This is a genomic window from Variovorax sp. GW822-FHT04A09 (assembly GCF_058801005.1).
Genome location: NZ_JBXAMV010000003.1, coordinates 730,288 through 752,018, shown reverse-complemented (window position 1 = coordinate 752,018; position 21,731 = coordinate 730,288). Strand labels below are relative to the sequence as shown.

18 protein-coding genes are annotated in these 21,731 nt (G+C 68.6%); 10 read left to right on the top strand and 8 right to left on the bottom strand.

Annotated elements, in window-relative coordinates:
• From AC1RLW_RS20055 to AC1RLW_RS20045, 3 genes are all read left to right on the top strand, one after another.
• A partial coding sequence (locus AC1RLW_RS20055; RefSeq protein WP_493194672.1) for an amino acid deaminase occupies window positions 1–1,271 on the top strand: 1,271 nt, incomplete at its 5' end.
• A 10-nt stretch (window positions 1,272–1,281) separates the two neighbouring features.
• Window positions 1,282–2,199 (top strand): MurR/RpiR family transcriptional regulator, encoded by a 918-nt coding sequence (locus AC1RLW_RS20050; protein WP_493194671.1) that lies wholly within the window; start codon window positions 1,282–1,284, stop codon window positions 2,197–2,199.
• Window positions 2,196–3,665 (top strand): N-acyl-D-amino-acid deacylase family protein, encoded by a 1,470-nt coding sequence (locus tag AC1RLW_RS20045; RefSeq protein WP_493194669.1) that lies wholly within the window; start codon window positions 2,196–2,198, stop codon window positions 3,663–3,665. Before AC1RLW_RS20050 ends, AC1RLW_RS20045 begins: the two co-directional genes overlap by 4 nt.
• A gap of 3 nt (window positions 3,666–3,668) precedes the next feature.
• Here AC1RLW_RS20045 and AC1RLW_RS20040 read toward each other — a convergent pair whose 3' ends face one another.
• From AC1RLW_RS20040 to AC1RLW_RS20030, 3 genes are all read right to left on the bottom strand, one after another.
• Window positions 3,669–4,928, bottom strand: coding sequence for a lactonase family protein (locus AC1RLW_RS20040; protein ID WP_493194667.1), 1,260 nt, complete (start codon window positions 4,926–4,928; stop codon window positions 3,669–3,671).
• 18 nt (window positions 4,929–4,946) lie between these two features.
• Window positions 4,947–6,479, bottom strand: a complete 1,533-nt coding sequence (locus AC1RLW_RS20035) for an FAD-binding oxidoreductase (RefSeq protein ID WP_493194666.1) — start codon at window positions 6,477–6,479, stop codon at window positions 4,947–4,949.
• A gap of 273 nt (window positions 6,480–6,752) precedes the next feature.
• Complete coding sequence (locus AC1RLW_RS20030; protein ID WP_493194664.1) at window positions 6,753–7,682, bottom strand: LysR family transcriptional regulator; 930 nt, start codon at window positions 7,680–7,682, stop codon at window positions 6,753–6,755.
• 133 nt (window positions 7,683–7,815) lie between these two features.
• On the opposite strand from AC1RLW_RS20030, the gene AC1RLW_RS20025 reads away from it, so the two are divergent.
• Both AC1RLW_RS20025 and AC1RLW_RS20020 read left to right on the top strand, forming a co-directional pair.
• Window positions 7,816–8,718, top strand: coding sequence for an amino acid ABC transporter substrate-binding protein (locus AC1RLW_RS20025; protein WP_062481835.1), 903 nt, complete (start codon window positions 7,816–7,818; stop codon window positions 8,716–8,718).
• Between the two features lie 4 nt (window positions 8,719–8,722).
• Window positions 8,723–10,036 (top strand): aminotransferase class V-fold PLP-dependent enzyme, encoded by a 1,314-nt coding sequence (locus AC1RLW_RS20020; protein WP_493194662.1) that lies wholly within the window; start codon window positions 8,723–8,725, stop codon window positions 10,034–10,036.
• Here AC1RLW_RS20020 and AC1RLW_RS20015 read toward each other — a convergent pair.
• Genes AC1RLW_RS20015 through AC1RLW_RS20000 form a run of 4 tightly spaced genes read right to left on the bottom strand, consistent with a single transcriptional unit; the run spans window position 10,023 to window position 12,390 of the window.
• Window positions 10,023–10,430 (bottom strand): c-type cytochrome, encoded by a 408-nt coding sequence (locus tag AC1RLW_RS20015; RefSeq protein ID WP_493194660.1) that lies wholly within the window; start codon window positions 10,428–10,430, stop codon window positions 10,023–10,025. The two genes, AC1RLW_RS20020 and AC1RLW_RS20015, sit on opposite strands and share 14 nt — an antisense overlap.
• Complete coding sequence (locus tag AC1RLW_RS20010; protein ID WP_493194658.1) at window positions 10,427–10,996, bottom strand: ferritin-like domain-containing protein; 570 nt, start codon at window positions 10,994–10,996, stop codon at window positions 10,427–10,429. The genes AC1RLW_RS20015 and AC1RLW_RS20010 overlap by 4 nt, the downstream gene beginning before the upstream one ends.
• 38 nt (window positions 10,997–11,034) lie before the next feature.
• Complete coding sequence (locus AC1RLW_RS20005) at window positions 11,035–11,730, bottom strand: RNA polymerase sigma factor (protein ID WP_493194657.1); 696 nt, start codon at window positions 11,728–11,730, stop codon at window positions 11,035–11,037.
• Between the two features lie 57 nt (window positions 11,731–11,787).
• Window positions 11,788–12,390 carry a DUF6306 domain-containing protein gene (locus AC1RLW_RS20000; RefSeq protein WP_493194656.1) on the bottom strand — a complete coding sequence of 201 codons (603 nt, stop codon included), beginning with the start codon at window positions 12,388–12,390 and terminating at the stop codon, window positions 11,788–11,790.
• Between the two features lie 103 nt (window positions 12,391–12,493).
• On the opposite strand from AC1RLW_RS20000, the gene AC1RLW_RS19995 reads away from it, so the two are divergent.
• The 5 genes from AC1RLW_RS19995 (at window position 12,494) to AC1RLW_RS19975 (ending at window position 20,221) form a co-directional block, all read left to right on the top strand.
• A complete protein-coding gene (locus AC1RLW_RS19995) occupies window positions 12,494–13,372 on the top strand; it encodes a LysR family transcriptional regulator (protein WP_493194691.1) in 879 nt (292 codons plus the stop codon).
• A 123-nt stretch (window positions 13,373–13,495) separates the two neighbouring features.
• Window positions 13,496–16,540 (top strand): type VI secretion system Vgr family protein, encoded by a 3,045-nt coding sequence (locus tag AC1RLW_RS19990; RefSeq protein WP_493194654.1) that lies wholly within the window; start codon window positions 13,496–13,498, stop codon window positions 16,538–16,540.
• Between the two features lie 6 nt (window positions 16,541–16,546).
• Entirely contained in the window at window positions 16,547–17,386 is an 840-nt protein-coding gene (locus AC1RLW_RS19985; RefSeq protein WP_493194652.1) for a DUF4123 domain-containing protein, read from the top strand.
• Window positions 17,387–17,408: 22 nt separating this feature from the next.
• A complete protein-coding gene (locus AC1RLW_RS19980) occupies window positions 17,409–18,170 on the top strand; it encodes a DUF3304 domain-containing protein (protein WP_493194651.1) in 762 nt (253 codons plus the stop codon).
• Window positions 18,167–20,221 (top strand): T6SS phospholipase effector Tle1-like catalytic domain-containing protein, encoded by a 2,055-nt coding sequence (locus AC1RLW_RS19975; protein ID WP_493194650.1) that lies wholly within the window; start codon window positions 18,167–18,169, stop codon window positions 20,219–20,221. Before AC1RLW_RS19980 ends, AC1RLW_RS19975 begins: the two co-directional genes overlap by 4 nt.
• Window positions 20,222–20,257: 36 nt before the next feature.
• Here AC1RLW_RS19975 and AC1RLW_RS19970 read toward each other — a convergent pair whose 3' ends face one another.
• Complete coding sequence (locus AC1RLW_RS19970) at window positions 20,258–21,709, bottom strand: aldehyde dehydrogenase (RefSeq protein WP_493194648.1); 1,452 nt, start codon at window positions 21,707–21,709, stop codon at window positions 20,258–20,260.
• Window positions 21,710–21,731 lie beyond the last annotated feature (22 nt).

Here is a 21,731-nt window from a genome sequence, read left to right as displayed (position 1 = left end):
ACCCGCTGCTGAGCGACCGTTTCAAGGGCTACCCGCGCACCCAGCCGCCGCGCCTGCGCAGCGAAGTCGGCGCCGCCTGCTGGAACGTGCTGGCCGGCGACCTGCCGCTGCCGCTGGCCGTGCTCAAGCGCGAGGCGCTGGAGCACAACCTGGCGTGGATGCAGGCACGCGTGCGCGAATGGGGCATCGACCTGGCGCCGCACGGCAAGACCACCATGTCGCCGCAGCTGTTCCAGCGCCAGCTCGACGCCGGCGCCTGGGGCCTGACCTTCGCCACCGTCACGCAGCTGGCCGTGGGCGTGGCCGCCGGCGCGCGCCGCACGCTGATCGCCAACCAGGTCGTGAGCGACGAAGACCTCGCAGGCATCCAGCTGCTGCTGGCCGACCATGCCGATCTGCGCGTCGTGTTCCTGGTCGATTCGATCGCGCAGCTGGCGTTGATCGAAGACTGGTCGAAGCGCCATCCTGCGAGCGTGCCCTTCGAGGTCATGCTCGAGATCGGCGTGCAGGGTGCGCGCACGGGTTGCCGCACGCACGACGAAGCCATTGCGCTCGCCACGCGGGTGCGCGCCAGCGACGCGGCCAAGCTCGTGGGCATCGAGACCTATGAAGGGCAGGGCGCCACGGGCGAAAGCGGGCCCGACACGGCCTACGCCACCACGCTGATGGACCGCGTCGAAGCCGTGGCGCGTCACTGCGACACGCACCAGCTCTTCGAGACCGACGAGGTGCTGGTCTCGGCCGGCGGATCGGCCATTTTCGACCTCGTGGCCGGACGCCTGAAGCCCGCGCTGGGTGCGCCGGTGCGCGGCCTGCTGCGCTCGGGCTGCTATGTCACGCACGACCATGGCTTCTACAAACGCATGGTGAGCGTGGTCGACGAACGCCTGGGCTGCGACTGCGGCGAGGGCCTGACGCCGGCGATGGAAGTCTGGGCCAACGTGCAGTCGCGGCCCGAGCCCGGCCTGGCGATCCTGTCGGTGGGCAAGCGCGACATCTCCTTCGACCTGTCGCTGCCCGTGCCGATCGCACGCGCCGCACGCGGCGCGTTGCAGCCCCAGGGCGTGCCCGCCGGCTGGAAGATCACCGCGCTGAACGACCAGCACGCCTACCTGCGCTGGGACGCGAGCGAAGAGGCCGATGCACCGAAGGTCGGCGACCGCGTGGGCCTGGGCATCTCGCACCCCTGCACCACCTTCGACAAGTGGCACTGGATGCCCGTGGTCGAGAACGACTACCGCGTGAGCGACGCTGTCGCCATGCACTTCTGAAAACGCACCGATGACGCCCTCCTTGCTCCAGAGAATCGCCGAGGCGCGTGGCGATGCGCCGGCCACGCGGCGCGCGATCCTCGACCTGATCCTCGAAGACCCCGATCGCGCGCTCGAAGAGAGCTTCGAGCAGCTGGCCGAACGCTCGCGCAGTTCGGTGCCCACCATCATGCGCACCTGCCGCGACCTCGGCTTTGCCGGGCTGCGCGAGTTCAAGCTCGCGCTCGCGCAGGAGCTGGCGCTCGGCGGTTCGCCGCTGCACCGCCGCGTCAACATCGAAGACGCCGCCGACGAAGTGGTCGGCAAGATCGCGCGCAGCGCCGCGGCCTCGGTCTCGGGCGTGCGCGGCCAGCTCGACATGCAGGTGCTCGACGGCGCCGTGCGCGCCATCGCGGCCGCACCGCACGTCGACCTGTACGGCGCGGGCGCCACCTCGTGGTTCATGGCGAACGACCTCCAGGCGCGGCTGTTCCGCCTCGGCCTCTCGGCCAACGCCTGGGCCGACTACCACCTGCAGCAGGTGGCCGGCGCGGCGCAGCGCCCGGGCGGCGTGGTTATCGCCATCTCGCACGTGGGCGGCATGCCCTCGCTGCTCGACGCGGTTGACATCGCACGCGGGCAGGGCGCCCAGGTTGTCGCGATCACGCGGCCGGGCACGGCGCTCGCAGTCAAGGCCGACTTCCTCATCGGCCTGTCGGTGCCCGACGACGCCGTGATGCACGTGGGCATCGACGCCTACCTCACGCACCTCACGGTCATCGAGATCCTCACCGTGCTGGTGGCGCAGCGCCGCGGCGAGCCCGCCGTGCAGCGCCTGCAGCGCGCGCGCGAGGCTTTCCAGCGCCACGGCATCGACGCCACCACGCACCCGCTGCAAAGCTGGGACGGCGGCGGCATCAACACGAAAAAGGGAGACAGCGAACCATGAGCGACACCCAAGCCGTGCTGCTCGAAGCCGGCCTCGTGGTCGACGGCTCGGGCGGCCCTTCGTGGCCCGGCGACGTGCTGTTGCAGGGCGACCGCATCCTGGCGCTGGGCGAAGGCCTGCGCGCGCGGCTGCCTGCAGGGCTGGACATCGCCGATGTCGACGTGGTCGACTGCCGCGGCAAGGTGATCGCGCCCGGCTTCATCGACGCCCACACGCACGACGACGCCATCGTGCTGCGCGACCCGCTGTGCCTGCCCAAGGTCTCGCAGGGCATCACCACCGTGGTCACGGGCAACTGCGGCATCTCGCTGGCGCCGTACCGCACGCCGCAGTCGAAGCCGCCGCTCACGCTGCTGGGCGCCGACTCGTTCAAGCACGCGACCATGGCCGAGTACCGCGCCGCGGTCGATGCGGTGCAGCCCGCGCTCAACGTGGCGGCCCTCGTGGGCCACACCACGCTGCGCTTCGCGGCGATGCAGGCGCTCGACCGGCCCGCCGACGGCGACGAGCTGGCGCGCATGGAAACGCTGCTCGACGACTGCATGGCCTCGGGCGCGCACGGCATGTCGTCGGGCCTGTTCTACGAAGAGGCATTTGCCGCACCGGCCGAGGAAGTCACCGCGCTCGCGCGCGTCGTGGCACGCCATGGCGGCGTGTACGCCACGCACCTGCGCAGCGAGATGCAGCAGATCATCGAGGCGCTGCACGAGGCCGGCGACACGGCCTTCAGCGCGGGCGTGCCGCTGGTCATCTCGCACCACAAGTGCGCCGGTCCCGCGAACTGGGGCCGCACCAAGGAGACCCTGCCGCTGATCGAGGCGCTGTCGCAGCGCCAGGAGATCGCGATGGACGTGTATCCCTACGTGGCCGGCTCCACCGTGCTGCGCGAAGACCTGGTCGACGGTGTCATCGACGTGCTGCTGACCTGGTCCGACCCGCACCCCGAGATGACCGGCCGCCTCCTCTCCGACATCGCGCGCGAGTGGGGCACCACCGAGCAGGAGGCCTGCCTGCGCCTGAAACCCGGTGGCGCCTGCTATTTCCAGATGCAGGAAGAAGACGTGGAGCGCGTCATTGCGCACCCGCTCACCATGATCGGCAGCGACGGCCTGCCGCACGATCGCCATCCGCACCCGCGCCTGTGGGGCGCGTTCCCGCGCGTGTTCGCGCGCTACTGGCGCCAGCGCAAGCTCTTCACGCTGGAGCAGGCGGTGCACAAGATGACCGGCATGACGGCGCGCAACCTGCGCATCGCCGATCGCGGCCTGCTGCGCGTCGGCACCATGGCCGACGTGGTGGTGTTCGACCCCGAGACCATCACCGACACCGCCACCTACGACCAGCCGCTGGGCGTGAGCGAAGGGATCGAGCGGGTGTTCGTGAACGGCGTGCAGGCCTACCGCGGCGGCGAGGGCGAAGCGAAGGTGCTGGCGCGCGCGGGGCGGATGCTCACGCGCGGACGCTAGGCATCAGGCAAACACCAGGCAGACGGGCGCGGGCACCTGCGCCACCTGCACCGGCTGGTCCAGCCTGCCGCTGGCCGGGTCGATGCGCAGGCGCAGGACGCTGTCGCCCTTCTGGCTGAGCGCGTAGAGGTGGCCGCCGCCCGGCGCCATCGCCAGCGCACGCGGAAAGCGCAGGCCCTCGCTCCAGTGCTGCAGCGGTGTCAGCGCGCCGTTGCTCGGGTCGATGCGGAACGCGGCGATGCTGTCGGCCATCGGGTGGTCCGACTTCAGGCGGCGGTTGCTCGCGTAGAGAAACTGCCCCGACGGATGCATCACCAGCGCCGCCGCGTTCTTCTGGCCGGTGTAGCCCTCGGGCACGGTCGAGACGCGCTGGCGCTGTTCCCCGACCTTGCCGCTCGCCGCGTCGTAGCCGAAGCCGGCGACCGTGGCGTCGAGTTCGTTCACCACGTACAGGAAGCGCTGCGACGGATGCAGCGCCAGGTGGCGCGGGCCGCTGCCGGGCGCGACGGCCGTGCGGCCGAGCAGGGCCAGCTGGCCGTCGGCGAGCGTGAACGCGTTGATGCGGTCGGTGCCCAGGTCGGTGGCGAGCAGGCGCTGGCCCGTGCCGTCGAACAGCACCATGTGCGGATGCGGCGATTCCTGCCGCTGCGCGTCGGTGCCGGTGCCGGTTTCTTTCTCGATGCCCGAGACCTTGCCGAGCCTGCCGTCCGCCTCGATGGGCAGCACGTTGTAAGCACCGCCGCCGTACAGCGCCACGGCCAGCGCGCGGCCGTCGGGCGACACGGCCAGGTGCGCGGGAACCACGCCCGAGAGCGAGAGCGGCTGGCGGTTGAGCAGCGTCAGGCGCCCGTCGTTCGCATCGATCGCATAGGCCTCGGCCGTGCCGGTGGGCAGGCCCTGGTAGGTGTCGATCTCGTTGATCGCGTAGAGGAAGCGACGGCTCGGGTGCACCGCGAGGAACGAGGGGTTCGCGCTGGCGACGGTCTGCACCGGCGTCCAGTTGCCGTCGCGGATCGCGAGCACGTAGATGCCCTTCGATGCCGGGCTGCCGGCGGTGCCGCCCGGCGCGTCGTTGGTGTAGGTGCCGACGTAGGCGAAGCGGGGCGCGGGCACGGCGCTGGCGGTGGTCGCGGCCGCGCCGGTGTCGGGTGTCTGCGCGCCGGCGGGGACCATCGGAGTCAGTGCGCCGAGGGCGGAAGCACCGCCGATCCATTGCATGACGGCGCGGCGGTTTTGGCCGAAGCGGTTGGGGCTGTGTGGCATGGAAGTTCTTCCTCTCGTTCAGGGCCGCACCGACATGGCGTGGTGAAAGATGTTGTTCGGGTCGTAGCGCCGCTTCACTTTCCGAAGGAAGGCGTAGAGGCCCTGGTCCCCGTAGTAGAGCTGCGGCCAGAAAGGGTGCGCCAGCATGTCGTTGTCCGGGTAGTTGATGTAGCAGCCCTCGTAGCGCTCGCCGGGGTAGGGCGTGCCGGCAAAGCGCTCGGGCACGTCGGGCGTGCCGTACACGTCGCGGTAGAAGTCGCCGATCCAGCGCAGGTGGCCCGCATCGTCCGCCGCGCTGCGCCAGTAGGTCTGGTACTGCAGCTTCATGATCGACGCGCGCTGCGGCACGGCGGTGTCGTCGATGCGCTCGGGCTTGTTGATCGCGCCGCCATAGGAGTCGACCTGCACCAGCGACTGGCTCAGGTCGATGCCGGGCATCGTGCGCGTGAGGTGCGTGTAGATGCGCTGCGCCTCGCGCGCGGTGAAGCTGCGCTTCATGTAGGCCGACTTGTACTTGCCGCGCTGGTTCTCGCCCGAGCCGTTGAGGTACTGCGTGGCCGTGAGCCAGTCGTAGCGCGTCACGGTGTGCGGCTTGGAACACAGCAGCTGGCCCGTGTCCCGCTGCGGCGCCGGGCCCACACCGGGCGCGCGGCCCTTCAGCGGCACGGGCGTGCAGGCGCGAAAGCGCTCGAGAAAGTCGTGCAGCACGGCGAGGTCGTTGCAGGTGCCGTCGGGGTTGCAGAACTGCGTGAGCATCACGATCTGGCCCGACGAGCGGTGCGTGAGCTTGAGCAGCGAGAACATGCCCCAGGTGTCGGGCGAGGTGCCGCGCGTGGCCCAGTAGTCACCGTAGATGGCGAGCAGCTGGGCGAAGCGCGCGGGCGTCATGCTGGCCCAGTCGAACGCGACCACCGCGAGCGCCACCTCGCGCGGCGCGGTCGGCAAGGTGTCGAACACATAACTGGTGATCGCGCCGAAGTTGCCGCCGCCCGCGCCGCGGCAGGCTCGGAACAGCTCCGGGTCGCGCGTCGCATCCACGGTGCGCGGCACGACCTTGCCGCGCGCATCGACCGTGAGGATGTCCACCGCCGAAAGCCAGTCGACCGTGAGGCCTTGCAGGCGCGAGAGCAGGCCGTAGCCGCCGCCGCAGATGTGCCCGCCCGCGCCCACCGAATAGCAGGAGCCGCCGGGCAGCGTGACGTTGCTCTGCTTGTACAGCTCGAGGTAGCCGTTCCAGTTCTGCGTGCCGGGTGCGACGCGGTAGCGGCCGTCGCCCTTGCGCTCGGCACTGGCCTGCGTGAGCAGGCTCAGGTCGAGGATCGCACCGCCGGGGTTGTTGGAGACGAAGTCTTCATAGCAATGTCCGCCGCTGCGCACCGTGGGCCGCCGGCCCGCATCGACGATGCGCTGCAGCGCGGCGGCGGCATCGTCCGCGTTCTCCACCAGCTCGATGCGCGACGCCGCATCAGACTCTGCGGAAGGCCATCGCAGGTTGAAGCCTTTCTTCAGGGTGTTGTAGCGCGGATCCTGGCGTGTCACGGTGATGGTCATGGGCACTTTCTGAAGGACGCCGAGCGACGGCGGTAAGACGAAAGAAGGACGCGAAACCTGGGGCGTGTCTTACGCGCGGGTATTCATTTGCAAGGCCGACCGGAAATGGAAGCGTTATGTCTTATCTCCAGCGGGCCGGGCTGAATGCCGCGCGATGGCGCTCATCTTGCCGTCAATTTCGAGCGCGCCGCACCCCCTCGAAAGCATGTGGGTTTCGTGTCACGAACACCGCATTCGGCGCGCAACAAGGGCGCGCAGACAGCGCCTGCGATCTCAGCGTGCGCCTGCCGCGGCTTCGTCTTCCGGCTGCGCCTGGAACATCCGCGTGAAGTCGCAGCACGCCTGCGCCAGCATCACGATCGACGACGTGAGCGCGCTGCGGTGCTCGCCCTTGTGCATGGCCACGTAGCGCACCACGGGCAGCGCGGGTGTCACGTCGAGCACCTCGAGCATGCCGGCATCGACCAGCGGCGCGAGGCATTCGCGCGGCAGGTAGCTCACGCCCAGGCCCGACACGGTGAGGCCCGTGAGCGCCACGAGGTTGCTCACCACGATCGCGTTGGCGGGCTGCACGCCCTGGTCCTTCATCCATGCGTCGTAGGCGCGGCCGGTGCCCGAGTTGTTGCCCTGCACCAGCATGCGATGGCGCGCCAGGTCGTGCAGGCGCACGGTGCCGCCGGCCTGCACCACGCCGGGCTTGCACATCCACGCACTCTTCACGCGGCCGATGACCTTGCTCTGCATGCGCGAGTCGGCAAAGGTGTGGGGCACGATGACCACGTCGAGCTCGTCGGCCAGGAGCTTGTCGCGCAGCTGCAGGCTGTCGTCCACGTCGGGTTCGAGGATCACCTTGGGGTAGTGCTGCTGGATCAGGCCGACCAGGCGCGGCAGCCACGTCATGGCGGTGAGCTCGGTCACGCCCAGGCGGATGCGCCGCTCCACCACGCCGGGCTTGCCGAACTGCTCGACGGCGGCATCGCGCTGGTCGAGCAGCTTCCTGGCGAGCACGAACATCTCCTCGCCCTTCTCGGTGAGGCGCGCCGTGCGCTGGCTGCGGTCGAACAGCTCGGTGTCGAACAGCTGCTCCAGCTCGTGCACGCGCTTGGAGATGGCCGACTGCGAGGTGTGCAGCTGGTTGGCCGCCTGCGCGAAGCCGCCCAGCCGGGCGATCCAGTAGAGGGCTTCGAGTTGCTTGAAGGTCATCACGGCGGGCGGCTCCTGAAAGAAAGAACGCTTTTTTTCATGCGATTCGATCACAAAAAATCGCTTTTAGAAATTCATCGGGACGCAGAAGATGCGCGCCAGGCCACCGTCATTGCAACCCAAGGAACACACCATGGACTTCAAACTGCCTCTCGCACCTTTCGCATTGGCACTCGCCCTCGTCTTCGCCTGCGGCGCCGCCAGCGCGCAGGACGCCGGCACGCTGCGCAAGATCAAGGACAGCGGCACGATCCAGATCGGCGCGCGCGACAGCCAGATCCCGTTCTCGTACAAGCTCAGCGCCGACAGCGCGCCCATCGGCTTCACCAACGACATCTGCCTGAAGATCGTCGACGCCGTGAAGGCCAAGCTGGGCCTGCCGAAGATCGAGGTGCGCTACACCATGCTCAACTCGACCAACCGCATCCCGCTGCTGCAGAACGGCACCGTGGACCTGGACTGCGCGACCACCACCAACACCACGCAGCGCCAGGCGCAGGTCGACTTCGCGCCCAGCCACTTCGTCACCAACATCACGGCCGCCGTGAAGAAGAGCTCGGGCATCAACGCGCTGCCCGACCTCAACGGCAAGAACGTGGCCACCGTTTCGGGCAGCACCTCGATCCAGCTGCTGCGAGGTGCACGCAAGAGCGGCACCATCGAGGTGAACGAGATCGCGGGCAAGGACACCTCCGACGGCTTCCTGCTGCTGTCCACCGGCCGCGCCGATGCCTACGTGCTCGACGACGTGCAGCTGGCCGGCATGATCGCCAGCGCCACCAACCCGGGCGACTACAAGATCCTCAAGGAGTCGCTGCGCCAGGAGCCCTACGGCATCATGCTGCGCAAGGACGACCCCGAGTTCAAGGCGCTGGTCGACGAGACCGTCAACGGCCTCATGAAGTCGGGCGCCATCGAGCAGCTGTACACCAAGTGGTTCCTCTCGCCGATCCCGCCGCGCAACGCGAACCTCAACTTCCCGATGACGGACGCGGTGCGCGAGATCTACAAGAACCCCAACAACAAGGGCGTCTGACACCATGGCAGCCACACGTGCGGACCTGCCCCAAGGCGAGCTCCTTTCCGATGCGCTGATGCGCCAGGTGCGCGAGCGCTTCCTGGGCATCGAACGCGACCACCACGGCCGCGAGCGCCTGTACTTCGACAACGCCGGCGGTTCGTTCCGGCTCAAGGCGGCGGTCGAGCGCTTCGCGCTGGTCGACGCCATTCCCGACAACGCCGAGCGCATCCACGCCACCGCCGTCGAGCTGCAGGCGATGCAGGCGCGCGGCGCCGACGACCTGCGCACCATCCTCAATGCCACCGGCGGCAGCGTGTACCCCTCGCTCACCGCCTCGGGCGCGATGTTCGACATGGTGCGCGCGGTGGCCGAGAACGTGCCGGGCACGAACATGGTCACGACCGCGCTCGAACACCCGTCGGCGTTCGACGCCATGCGCCTGTATGCCGAACGCCTCGGGCGCGAGCTGCGCGTGGCGAAGAGCAACCCCGTCACCGGCGGTGTCGACGTGGACGCCATCGTGGGGCTGATCGACGAAAACACCTGTGTGCTCAACGTGATCCATGCGTCGAACATCTCGGGCGCCAAGCTCGACATGGCGGCCATCGTGCGGCGCGCGCGCGCGATCAAGCCCGACCTGTACATCCTCGTCGATGCTGTGCAGCACGCGCCGCACGGCGTCATCGACCTGCAGCAGACGCCGGTGGACGGCATCAACCTGGCGCCCTACAAGTTCTTCGGCTGCCGCGGCTCGGGCTTCTCGTGGATGTCGGAGCGCGCGGCTGCATTGCCGCACCACAAGCTGGCCGGCAAGAAGCCCGGCCATTGGGAGCTGGGCAGCTCGGCGCCTTGGCAGTTCGCGGTGCTCACCGAGATCGTCGACTACGTGGGCTGGCTCGGCGGCCACTTCACCGACGCGACCGACCGCCGCGCCCGCTTCGTGGCGGGCATCGAACGCATCGAGCTGCACGAGCGCGCGCTGCTGGCGACGCTGCTCGACGGCACCGCGCAGACGCCGGGCCTGCGCGCGCTCGACGGCGTGCAAGTCTTTCTCGACCACGAAGACTTGACGCAGCGCGACCTGATCCTGGGCATCGGCTTCGACGGGCTCGACTGCACGCAGGCCGTGGTCGAGTACGGCCAGCGCGGCGTCACCGTGTACGAGCGCGTGGCCAGCAGCATCTACTCGAAGCGGATGCTCGAATCCTTCGGGCTCGAAGGCACCGTGCGCGTGTCGCCGCTGCACTGCCACACGGTTGGCGAGATGGAGGCCTTCCTGCGCGTGACGCGCGAGATCGCCGACGCTTTCACGCCTGTAGTCAGCGCGGCGTAGGGCGCGCCAGCGCCGCGCAGGCCGCCGTGTCGTTCGCCTGCCGCAGGTAGGCGAGCAGGTCGGCGCGCTCCCGGGGGGCGGGCACGCCGTCGTAGGTCATGCTGCTGCCCGGCACCATCGCGAGCGGGGCGCTGAGGAAGCGGTCGAGCGTCTTGTCGTTCCACACGATGCGCGACTTCTTCATCGCCTCCGAGTACGCGAAGCCCGGCACGCTGCCGGCGAGCCGGCCGAACAGGCCGCAGTGGCGCGGCCCGACCCGGTCGGCGGCCAGCGCGTGGCAGGCCTGGCAGCGCGCGTAGATCTGTTCGCCGCGCACCGCGTCGGGCGTTGCGGCAGCCGCACAGGCCCATGCGGCCAGCAGGCTCGCAGCGAGCCCGCGCGCCGCACGGCTCACGACACGAACGCCGAAGGCACCGGCGCCTCGCCGAGCGCCTGGCGCAGCACGGCCCAGTGCATCGCCTCGTCGCCGAGGATGCTGGCTGCGGCCTTCGACAGCTCGCGGTGGCCGAACAGCGGCACCGCGCCCAGGTAGGCGCTCACGGCGCCTTGCTCGAGCTTCGCCGCGAAGCGCAGCACGTCGGCCTGCGACTTGAGCTGTTCCACCGGGAAGTCGTAGCGCGCCTTGGCCGTGACGGCCTTGCCGCCGAGTTTGGCGATGGTCTTGGCCAGCACGTCCGCATGTTCCTTGTGGTGGCCCTGGAAGGTCACGGCGAGGTCGAGCACGGGCTTTTCGAGCAGCTTGCTTTCCGCGCCGAGCTGGTAGGCCGCGATGGCCTCGAGCTCGGCGCCGAGCGCGGTGTTGAGGATCTGCACGTCGTTGCCGGTGGCCCCGCCGCTCTTCGCGGCGAGCGCGTCGCGCCCCGCCAGCAGCGCCACGGCGGCGCCCGACAGCATCAGGCCGGAGTGGCCGAGAAAGGCGCGCCGCGCGGCGACCGGGGTGGGCATCAGGAAAAAGGACATGGTGGGGTCTCCTCTGGGGTGGTGGTTGTGGGAAGCCATCAGGGCAGCGCCGCCAGCACGCGCGCCACGATGCGGTCGCAGCGCGCGCCGTCGAACGCGAAGGCGTCGCCCGTCGCCAGGTCGATGTCGCGCGACAGGCTTTCGCGCAGCAGGCTGCGGGCGCGGAAGAAACGCAGCCGCACCGTGGCCTCGGGCAGCTGCAGCGCCTCGGCGGTTTCGCCGACGCTGAGTTCCTGCACCGCGCGCAGCACGAACACGGTGCGGTAGGCGTCGGGCAGCCGGTCGATGCGGCGCTCCATGAGTCGGCGAAGGTCTTCCCGCATGGCGAGGCGCTCCGGTTGGCGGTCGGGGTCGTCGGCGAGCTGCGTGTCGGGGGCGTCGTCGTCGTCCCCCGCAGCCATGCCGCTGTCGAGCGGAATCACCTGCGCGCCGCGGCGGCGCAGGCGGCCCAGCGCCTCGTTGATGACGATGCGCACCAGCCAGGTCGAGAGCTTTGCTTCGTCACGGAAGCCGCCGATGGCGCGCCAGGCGCGCAGGTAGGCGTCCTGCAGCGCGTCTTCGGTGTCGGCGTCGCTGTGCAGGATGCTGCGCGCCGTGCGAAACAGCAGCTGGTTGTGGCGCCGCATGATGCGCGCGAAGGCCTGCGTGTCGCCCTGCGCGGCGCGTGCGGCCAGTTCGGCGTCGGACGCGCTCGCGTCGGCATCGGCAGTCAGGGGCAGGGCGGTGGGCGGCATGCGGTGAGTTCCTTCTGCCCATTGGATGGCGCATCCCCCCGCCGTGTTGCAACTTTCTCAGGCGCCTTCCTGCGGCCCGTGCGGGGCCTGTTGCGCGCTCACGCGCGCGATGTTCTGCTGGTGCGACACCAGCATGGCCGTCAGCTCGCCGTGGATGTGCGCGTCGACGATGCGCGGCAGCAGCGCCTGCAGCTTGCGCACCACCCAGCCCTGGCCGTGGTTGAGCAGCGCCAGGCGCGCGCCCAGTTCCGGCACGGCCATCGCGCGCTCGTAGAAAGCGCCGGTGCGCGTGCTGGGCGTGGCGGCCAGCGACTGGATCGCGTCGATCAGCACGCCGCACCAGTGCACCTCGTCGCGATGGATGTCGGTCACCAGGCGCCGCAGCGCGGGGTCGTCGGTCTCGGCGGCGCTGCGCAGCGTGATGCGCGCACCGGCGCGCTCGGCTTCGAGCAGTTCGTTCAGTGCGGCCAGCAGCGCGTCGCGGTCGCCGGCTTCGCGGTAGGCCGCGTCCAGCTCGTCGGCGTAGCAGACCGGCGAGGACACCTGCACCCGCTCAGGAAAACGCAGCCCCTGCGCGCGCAGCGCGGCGGGCGTGTCGGCGAAGGGCGCAGCAGCATCGTCGGGCGGGGCGGCGTGGGGCATGGGCGGCAGGGGACGCATGGGGCGGGGCTCCTGAAGTCGTGCGCTCATGGTGAACCGATGTTTCTCCCCAAGCCAATGAATGTTCATTGCAAATGAGTGCAAAAAAACTAATATGAATCCGATGGACATCGGCCTCGCCCGGACCTTTCTCGAAGTCGCGGCCACCGGCAGCTTCGTGGCCGCGGCCGAGCGGCTGCACCTGACGCAGACCGCCGTCAGCGCGCGCATCCGCCTGCTCGAAGACCAGCTCGGACGGCGCCTGTTCGTGCGCAACAAGGCCGGCGCGCGGCTCACCGCGTCGGGCGAGCGCTTCGTGGCCCACGCGACCACGCTGGTGCAGGTGTGGGAGCGGGCGCGCCAGCATGTGGCGCTGCCGCCGGGGATCGAGGAGGGCGTGAGCGTGGGCAGCGAGCCCAGCCTGTGGCATCCGCTGCTGGCCGACTGGCTGATCTGGATGCACCGCGTCTGCCCCGAGATCGCGCTGCGCGCCGAGGTCGACAGCGCGCAGCGCCTGCTCGACGCTGTGCAGGGCGGCGCGCTCGACCTGGCCGTGCTCTACAACCCGCCGCAGCGCCCCGGCCTCGTGGCCGAGCTGCTGGCCGAGGAGCGGTTGGTGATGGTCACCACCGACCCCGAAGGCCGGCTCGACCGCACGCGCTACGTGTCGGTCGACTGGGGCCCGGCCTTCGCGGCCAACCACGAGGCCGCGTTTCCGGAGCTGGCCCATGCGCCGGTGTCGATCTCGCTCGGGCCGCTGGCGCTCACCTACCTGCTTGCCGTGGGCGGCGCGGGCTACTTCCGCATCGGCGTCGCGCGGCCCTTCCTGGCCGACGGCCGGTTGCGGCTGGTGGAGGGTGCGCCCGAGTTCTCGCACTCGGCCCACGCGGTGTATGCACCGCAGCGTGAGAACGAGACGCTGGCGCGCGTGCGCGCCGGGCTGCGGCTGGTGGCGGCAGCGGAAGAGGGGCGCCAGGGCGGCGGCGTGCATTCGCCGGCTTGAGGCGTCGTCCTGCATCGCCGGGTGCTACTTTCAGGTACTTACGCTCGGGCCACCGGGACTCCGACAATCGGACGCATGCCACCCCGCGCAACGCGGGGAAGAAAAATAAGTTCGGGGAGTTCCATGTCCAACCACGGCAGCGTGCCTGTGCGCACGCGTTCGTCGTCACCTTCCGCTGACCGCAGCGCCCTGTGGGCCGAGCTGAGCCAGACGGCGCGGCTGTACCGCCTTGAAGCACCGAGCGCGGCTTCATCTTCTTCGTCCACGGCCCGCGAGAGCATCGAGGCCTTGCGCGTGGAAGGCTGGGTGCAGCGCGAGGCGGTGTCGCAGCTGTTCGAGCTGCGCATCGTGTGCCTGAGCCTGCGCGCGGACCTGGCGCTGTCATCGCTGATCGACCAACCGCTGACGCTGGTCACCGTGCTGGCCGACGGCTCCGTGGGCCGGCGCACCGGCCTGATCCGCGCCGTCGAATCGCTGGGCGCCGATGGCGGCCTGGCCCGCTACCGCCTCACCTTGGTGCCCTGGCTCTGGCTGGCCACCCAGCAGGGCCGCAGCCAGGTCTTCCAGCAGCGCAGCGTGGCAGACATCATCGAGCGCGTGCTCGCGCCGTACGCCGAGGCCGGCAGCTGGGCCTTCTCCTCCGAAGTGAACGGCTTCCTGGCCGACGCCCCCGTTCGCACCTACTGCACCCAGTACCGCGAGAGCGACTACGACTTCTTCTCGCGCCTGCTGGCCGAAGAAGGCCTGGCCTGGCGCATCGAGGAAGACGCCCAGGCCCCGACGGGCCACAAGCTCCTGATCTTTGCGTCCAACGACACCCAGCCCGCCGATGCAGGCTCGCCCGTTCGCTTTCACCGCAAGAGTTCGCAGGAACGCAGCGACGCCGTGCAGGCGCTGGTGCGGCGCATGCGCCAGTCGGTGGCCCAGGTGCATTTGAGCGCCTGGAACGTCGACGGCAAGCGCCAGCTCACAGGCAGCGCCCCCGCGCGCTTTCCGGTCGGCGGCAAGAACGCCCCGCGCCTGGAGTACGACGACGTGCTGGGCCTGAACGACCGCAGCCGCGGCTGGGACACCAACCGCACCGTCGAGCGCTATGCCGCATTGATGATGGAAGCGGCCGAATGCCGCGCCGACCTGATGCTGGGCCACAGCACCGTGCGCACCCTGCGCGCGGGCACGCGCCTCGAGATCGACGACGCGCCTGCACTCGGGCTGCAGGCCAAGCCGGCACTGCTGCTGGACACCGTCGAACACGTGGGCATCAACAATCTGCCCAAGGACACGGCGGCGTCGATTGCGGCGCAGCTGGGCGCGCTGACGGAACACCTGGTGTTCGACCAACCCTGCACTCCCGTGACGGCCGAGGCCGATGTGTTCGGGCTGGTGTCTGCAGCCACGGGCACGCACAACAACACTATCCACCCGCAGCCCCAGAGCCTCGCCACCGCCCAAGCCCAGGGCTACGCCAACAGCTTCTCCGGCGTGCACGCCCCACGCCCCTGGCGCCCCGCCTTGGCGGCGGCCGACGGTGCCCGCCTGCACGCCAGGCCCACGGCCAGCGGCGTGCACAGCGCCATCGTGGTCGGGCCTTCGGGCGAGACCTCTCCCAATGGCGCCGACGAGCTGTACTGCAACGACCGTGGCGACGTGCGCGTGCGCTTCCACTGGCAGAACGGATCGAGCGAGAACGGCGGTAACGGCGACAGTGCCCAGGACAACCGCAGCACCCGCTGGATCCGCGTGGCCCAACGCCAGGCCGGTCCCGGCATGGGCTGGCAGTGGCTGCCGCGCATCGGGCAGGAAGTGCTGGTCAAGTTCGTCGACCTCGATGTGGACCAGCCCGTCATCGTCGGCGCGCTGTACAACGGCCGCGGCGACGGCGGCATCGCCCCCACACCCGGCGGTGCATCGCGTACTGGTGAGAACAGCGAACAGGGCAGCAACGACAACAACGACGTCTTCGCCCAGGCGAGCAATGCCTCGCCCAGCGCCCAGGCCAACCTCGCGGCCGGCCACGCCCCACCCTGGCACGGCGCCAGCGCCGACGACAAGGGCCACCGCAATGCGGCAGCCCTGAGCGGCTTCAAGACCAAGGAGTTCGGCGGCGAGGGCTTCAGTCAGCTGGTGTTCGACGATTCGAACCAGCAGCTGCGCGTGCAGCTGCATGCGAGCACCGCCCACAGCCAGCTGAACCTGGGCCACCTGATCCACCAGGCCGACAACTTCCGCGGCAGCTTCCGCGGCCAGGGCCTGGAGCTGCGCACCGACGGCTATGCCGCCCTGCGCGGCGGCAAGGGAGTCTTGCTGAGCACCTACCACGGCGCAGGCGGCCAGAAGCTGGAGCCCGTGGGCGACTTCGCCGCCGGCATGGCGCTGCTCAAGCAGGTGCAGCAGCTGGGCCAGGCCCTCAGCGATGCGGCCAGGACCCACGAGACCGTGCAGCTGGCCGGGCACATCGGGGCCGGCAAGGCCAACGAATCGCAGCTCGACAAGGAGCGCGCGCCCTACGCCGCGATGGAGCGCACCGCCAGCGGCATGGTCGCCGCCGATGCGCTCGATGCCGCCTACACAGATGCGTCCGACAAGGCCGTCGCCACGGGCGAAGGCAAGGTGCCCCACACCAGCGACGCCGTGATCGCACTGGCCGCGCGCGGCGGCCTAGCGATGGTGGCGGGCCAGCAGCTGCAGGTCGTCAGCGGCGAGACCGCCACGCTGGCCAGCGGCGGCGACATCAACCTGGCGCTGGCCGACGTGCTGCGCGTGCACAGCGGGCAGGCCATCGGGGTGCTGGCCGGGGCGCAGAAGGCCGATGCGGACGCGGGCCTGTCGGTCATCGCGGGCAACGACGACCTGGACTTCCAGGCGCAGCACGACGAACTGCGCGTGCAGGCCAAGGAGGCCCTGAAGATCGCGAGCACCGACCAGACGGTGGAGTTCGCGGCCAAGAAGAAGATCCGCATCGCGACGGCGCAGGGCGCGTCGATCACGCTGCAGGATGGGGACATCACGTTCGAGTGTCCGGGGAAGATCACTTATCACTCGGTGCAGCGGAAGTTGGCTGGGCCGGTGCAGAAGAGCTACCCGTTGCCGGCATTTCCCAAGAGCATCTGTGTGGCGTGCCTCTTGAAGTCGCTCAAGTCGGCGCCGGCCTTCACCCAGGTGGAGTAACGCACGATGAACCTGATCGACAAGCACGCACCCGGATGGATCGACGCCCTGTTTGCGGACGACGGCCCTCTTGCCTCTTGCACCGAGGGACTTCGCTACGCCTTGATCGATTGCGCATTCGCCCCGCAATGCCATCAGCTGCTCGAGAGCCACCTGGGCTCCGGCTCCTGGCGGTCGCTCTACGAGAACATGCCCGGCGCTTCAGACGAAGCGATCCGGCATTCACCGGTTCTGCTGAACATCGATGCTGTCGAGAGGCCCTTGCTCGATCGTGTGCTGCAGCTGACGAATGGCTTGCCGATGCTCAGCTTCATCCGCTCGGCCGAGCCGCTCGAGTCGCTGTTCGAACGCTTGAGCCCCTGGTGCATCGTGAATGCGGACGGACAGTATTTCGTGCTGCGTTTTCCCGACACGCGCCGCCTGCCGGATGTGCTGGCCGCGCTGTCGCCGTTGCAGCAGATGGCGTTCTGCGGTCCCGGAGCCACATGGCATTTCCGCCGGCGCGACGCCAGCTGGAGCAGTTTCCTTGCACCGGGGAAAATGGCATCCACGTCGCTGGCTCCATGCGCACCGGTACTCGATGGTGATCAATGCGCGCTGCTCATTGCCGGCAGCGAAGCGGATGAAGTGATCGCGAACCTGCTTCAACTCTCGCCAGCCTACGAAGCGCAGCACCGGCCCTCGGTGCTGCACGCACTGGCTGTATGCGGGCTCGCCGCAGCCGATGCCATGCAGTTCGATACGGTGGCGCAACGGATGAGGCTGTGTGAAGTTTTTTGGCAGCACCCCGAACTCAGCCACGGCACTGGCTCGGACCATGAAGCGCTGCGCGCCTTGATGGTCTAGCGCATTGCCGCAGGAACAACAGATGATTCTCAAAAACTGGCTCCTTCCCCTCGCGTTTCTTGCATCCCTGGCTACGACGGGATGTGCCACCGGTCGTGCTGACACGGTTCCAGCCTCGGTCAGCGGCGTCAACTACACCGACCAGGACATCCGCTACCGGCTGTTCGACCCCAAGGACCCGAAGCAGACCGTGGTCGCCTCCGAAGAAATCGGCCCGTTCGCCGCGGGGGGCGTGATCTGTTGCTACAACGTGCCGAAGACGTGGGCACCCGGCATCCAGGTCGGCGTGATCCTTCAGAGCTACGACAACAAGGCGGGCGACTATCGGCCGCGCCAGACTTTCATCGTCGACCTGCCGCCCTATGACAAGAGCGGCAAGGCAGGGGATGTGTGGTTCATCAACTATCCCGATGGAACGGTGGGGGTGGTTTCAACCGCGTACCGTCCCAATGGCGACGAGTGGCCCGGGAAGATCAAGGGGTGGCCCAAGCCTTCATTGGCCTTTCAACGTGAGTTGTGGGAGCGAGATATTCGGTTGGCGCAGGAAAGTCTCAACGCAAGCAAGAAGTCCATGGATGAATTCAATCAGGACCCATTGGCGTCTCTCAAGAAGACTTGGGACTTTTACTTGGAAGAGCGAAAGCAAAAACGACCTCCCAAAGAACTCCAGATGTTTACTGGCCCAGCCGACCCGGAATTTCTCATCCACGAACGCCAGTGGAAGGAAAAATCACTGCAGTACTCTCGCGAAAAGGTCGAGCACCTCATGAAGGTGAAGCCATGACTGCGCAGCTCATTTCTTCTCTTGATGAGCTCGCTTTTTCAGATCTATTGAATCGAGAACGATTTTTCGGAGAGAAACAGAGTGAACGCATCAAGAGAAATTACGAGATAGGTCGGGAGTTGCGCCCCATCGGTCAGCCCGGCAAGTCCTGCGACGTGAACCTCTTCATGGGCTTCTTCTTCGACGGCACGCGCAATAATTACGACCGCAGCACCAGAGAAAAGGATCACACGCACTCCAACGTCGCGCGCCTGTACGGTGCCTATCCGGGCCAGCACGTGCCCGGGGTGCCAGCCGACCCCGATGCGCAGTGGACCACGAACCCCGACAACTACCAGCAGTTCTTCAAGGTGTATGTGCCGGGCGTGGGGACGCCCTTCACGCAGGTGGACGACAGCGGCACCGGCAAGGACGCGCTGCTGGGCAACGCCACGGCGCTCTACGGCGAGCGCCGCATCCTGTGGGCGTTGGCGCAAGCGCTCAACTGCGTCTATCGCTACCTCACCCGAAGCGGCAACGGACCAGGGCTGTTCTCCACCGAAGAAGTGCTGAAGTTTTGCAAGGCCTTCGACCTCGGACGGGAGGAGCTGCTGGAAGCGGGCAAAGGGCCCGCCGACAAGCGCCAACGCGAGAACAAGAATCGTCGCACGCTCGAAGCGATGCTTAACAAGCTGCACGAGTCAGTCAAGCCGCACATGATCGATCCCGCAACGGGCCAGTGCAACAAGGTCGACCCGGGGCGCGTGCAGCGCATCTTCGTCAGCGCATTCGGCTTTTCGCGAGGCGCAGCGGAGGCACGGGTCTTCGTCAACTGGTTCCTCGCGATGTGCGAGATCGATGCCGAACTCCGCGGGCAGACCGGGCCGACACTGGCCTCGTTTCCGGTGACCTTCGACTTTTTGGGACTGTTCGATACCGTCGCGTCGGTTGGTGTGGCGGCCTCGTCCCTTTTCGCCGACGGCCATGGCGGCTGGGCTGATGCTGACACGTCGATGCGCATCCCGGCCGACGTGCCCTGCCTGCACATCGTGGCCGCGCATGAGTTCCGTCGCAGCTTTCCATCGGATTCCATTCATGTCGGCAATACGTTGCCTGAGAACTCTCGGGAGTGGGTGTGCCCTGGCATGCACTCGGACGTCGGCGGAGGCTACATGCCGAAGGAGCAGGGCAAGGGGATCGATGAGGCGGGCGAGGACATGCTTTCGCGCATTCCTTTGGCCCTGATGTACCGCGAAGCACGAATCTTGGGCGTGCCCCTGAAACTGGAACTGGCACGCCCAGTCATCCAGAAGCAGTTCATGGTCGCCAAGGACCTGATCCGGGACTTCAACGCTTACCTTGCCGTATGCCAGGTCAAGGAAGGCGTGCTGCGCGACATCATGGCGGAGCAGCGCAAGCTGTTCATCCAGTGGCGCAAGTCCTGGGCTGGCCACGCGGCCACGATGCCGTTCGTTTTGCGCGCTTCGAAGGAAGACCAGGCGGACCTCAAGTCGGCCGACGAGCAGTTCGTCAAGGAAGTGAAGGACTTCGAAGCCTGGCTCAAGAAAAAGAAACGGATCAGCGGCCGCAACAGCCCGGACGGCACACCGCACGAAGTCGACAACGTGCCCGGCATCGATTCGGAGCGGGTCGGCGAGTGGGGCCGCATCGAGCCGTACTGGAACGAGCCTGTGCTCACCAGCAAGCTGTTCGAAGACCGCGTGCACGACTCGCACGCATGGTTCAAGCTCACCGGGCCCGAAGCGGCCGAGTTCAAGGAGCAGCTCGAAAAACTGGTGGCCCGGAAGAAAAGAGCGGACGAGGCGCGCGGGCAGATCGATCCCCCCAGAGGCGGAGCGCCCGCCGGGCTGACGCGCCGGCAGGAGCAATGGGTGAACCTGTACCTGACCAAGGGCGAGTACGCGCCCGAGTTCACGGAAGGGCGCGAATGGTATGCATGGGGGGCCGGCTACCTGCGCTATCGCCGCGTGTATGCGGGCGCGGACGAGACACGGCTGACCCAGAACCGTCGGCCCGCCGAAAGGGCTTCGCCGGAGCCGATGATGGCCTGATCGGAACGGCGGGGCGGCGTCCTGCCGCTCCTTTGTTCAGAACGGATAGTGCCGAGGCGTCGTCTGCACCGTAATCCACCGCAGCTCCGTGAACGCCTCGACGCCGGCTCGCCCCCCAAACCGCCCGTACCCCGACGCCTTCACCCCCCCGAACGGCATCTGCGCCTCGTCGTGCACCGTCGGCCCGTTGACATGGCAGATCCCCGCCTCGATGCGCTGCGCCACGTTCCACGCACGCGCCACATCGCGGCCGAACACGGCGGACGACAGGCCGAACTCGTTGTCGTTGGCGATGGTCACGGCTTCCTCCACGCCGTTGACGCGCACCACGGCCTTCACTGGACCGAAGGATTCCTCGCGGTAGATCTCCATCGCCGGCGTCACATGGTCGAGCACGGTCGCCAGCATCAGCGTGTTCTCGGCTTTGCCTCCGCACACCAGCGTCGCGCCCTTGGCCAGCGCATCATCGATGAGCGCGTTGCAGCGCTTCACCGTGCTCATGTCGACCACCGAGCCGAGCACCACCGGGCCTTCACGCGGATCGCCCAGAGGCAACGCCCGCGCGCGCGCCGCGAACTTAGAGACGAACTCGTCGGCCACCGCGTTGTCGACCACGATGCGTTCGGTTGACATGCAGATCTGCCCCGAGTTGGCGAACGAGCCGAAGATGGCAGCGTTCACCGCCGCGTCGACGTCTGCGTCGTCGAGCACCACGAAGGGCGCCTTGCCGCCGAGTTCGAGCACGGCGGGTTTCAGGTACGTGGCGCAGGTCTGCGCGATGAGGCGGCCCACGCGCGTGGAGCCGGTGAAGTTGACGCGCCGCACCGCCGGGTGCGCGACCATGGCCTCGACCACGGCGCCCGCGTCGGCCGGCGCGTTGGTGACGAAGTTGACGGTGCCCTTGGGCAGGCCGGCCTCGGCAAGCGATTCGATGATGAGCGCATGCGTCTCGGGGCACAGTTCGGAGCCCTTGAGCACGACGGTGTTGCCGCAGGCCAGCGGCGTGGCGATGGCGCGCGTGGCCAGGATCACGGGGGCATTCCAGGGCGCGATGCCCAGCACCACCCCTGCCGCCTGCCGCACGCCCATGGCGAGGCTGCCGGGCACGTCGGACGGAATGACCTCGCCCGCGATCTGCGTGGTGAGCGACGCGGCCTCGGTGAGGATGCCGGCCGCCAGGTGCACGTTGAAGCCCGCCCACAGCGCCGAGGCGCCGGTCTCGCGCGCCATGGCTTGCACGAAGGCGTCGGCGCGCGCTTCGAGCGCGTGCGCGGCCTTGAGCAGCAGGGCGCGGCGCTCGTTGGGGCCGGTCTGCGACCAGGCGGCGAAGGCGCGCTGCGCGGCGTCGACGGCGGCGACCGCGTCGGCCGGCGTGGCGGCGGGGGCGCGCGTGGCGATGCCGCCGTCCAGCGGGTTGCGGCGCTCGAAGGTGGCGCCGCCGGCGGCCGCACGGCGTTCGCCGTCGATGAGCATGGAGATGTCGGTCATGGGTGTCCTTTTCAGAAACAGA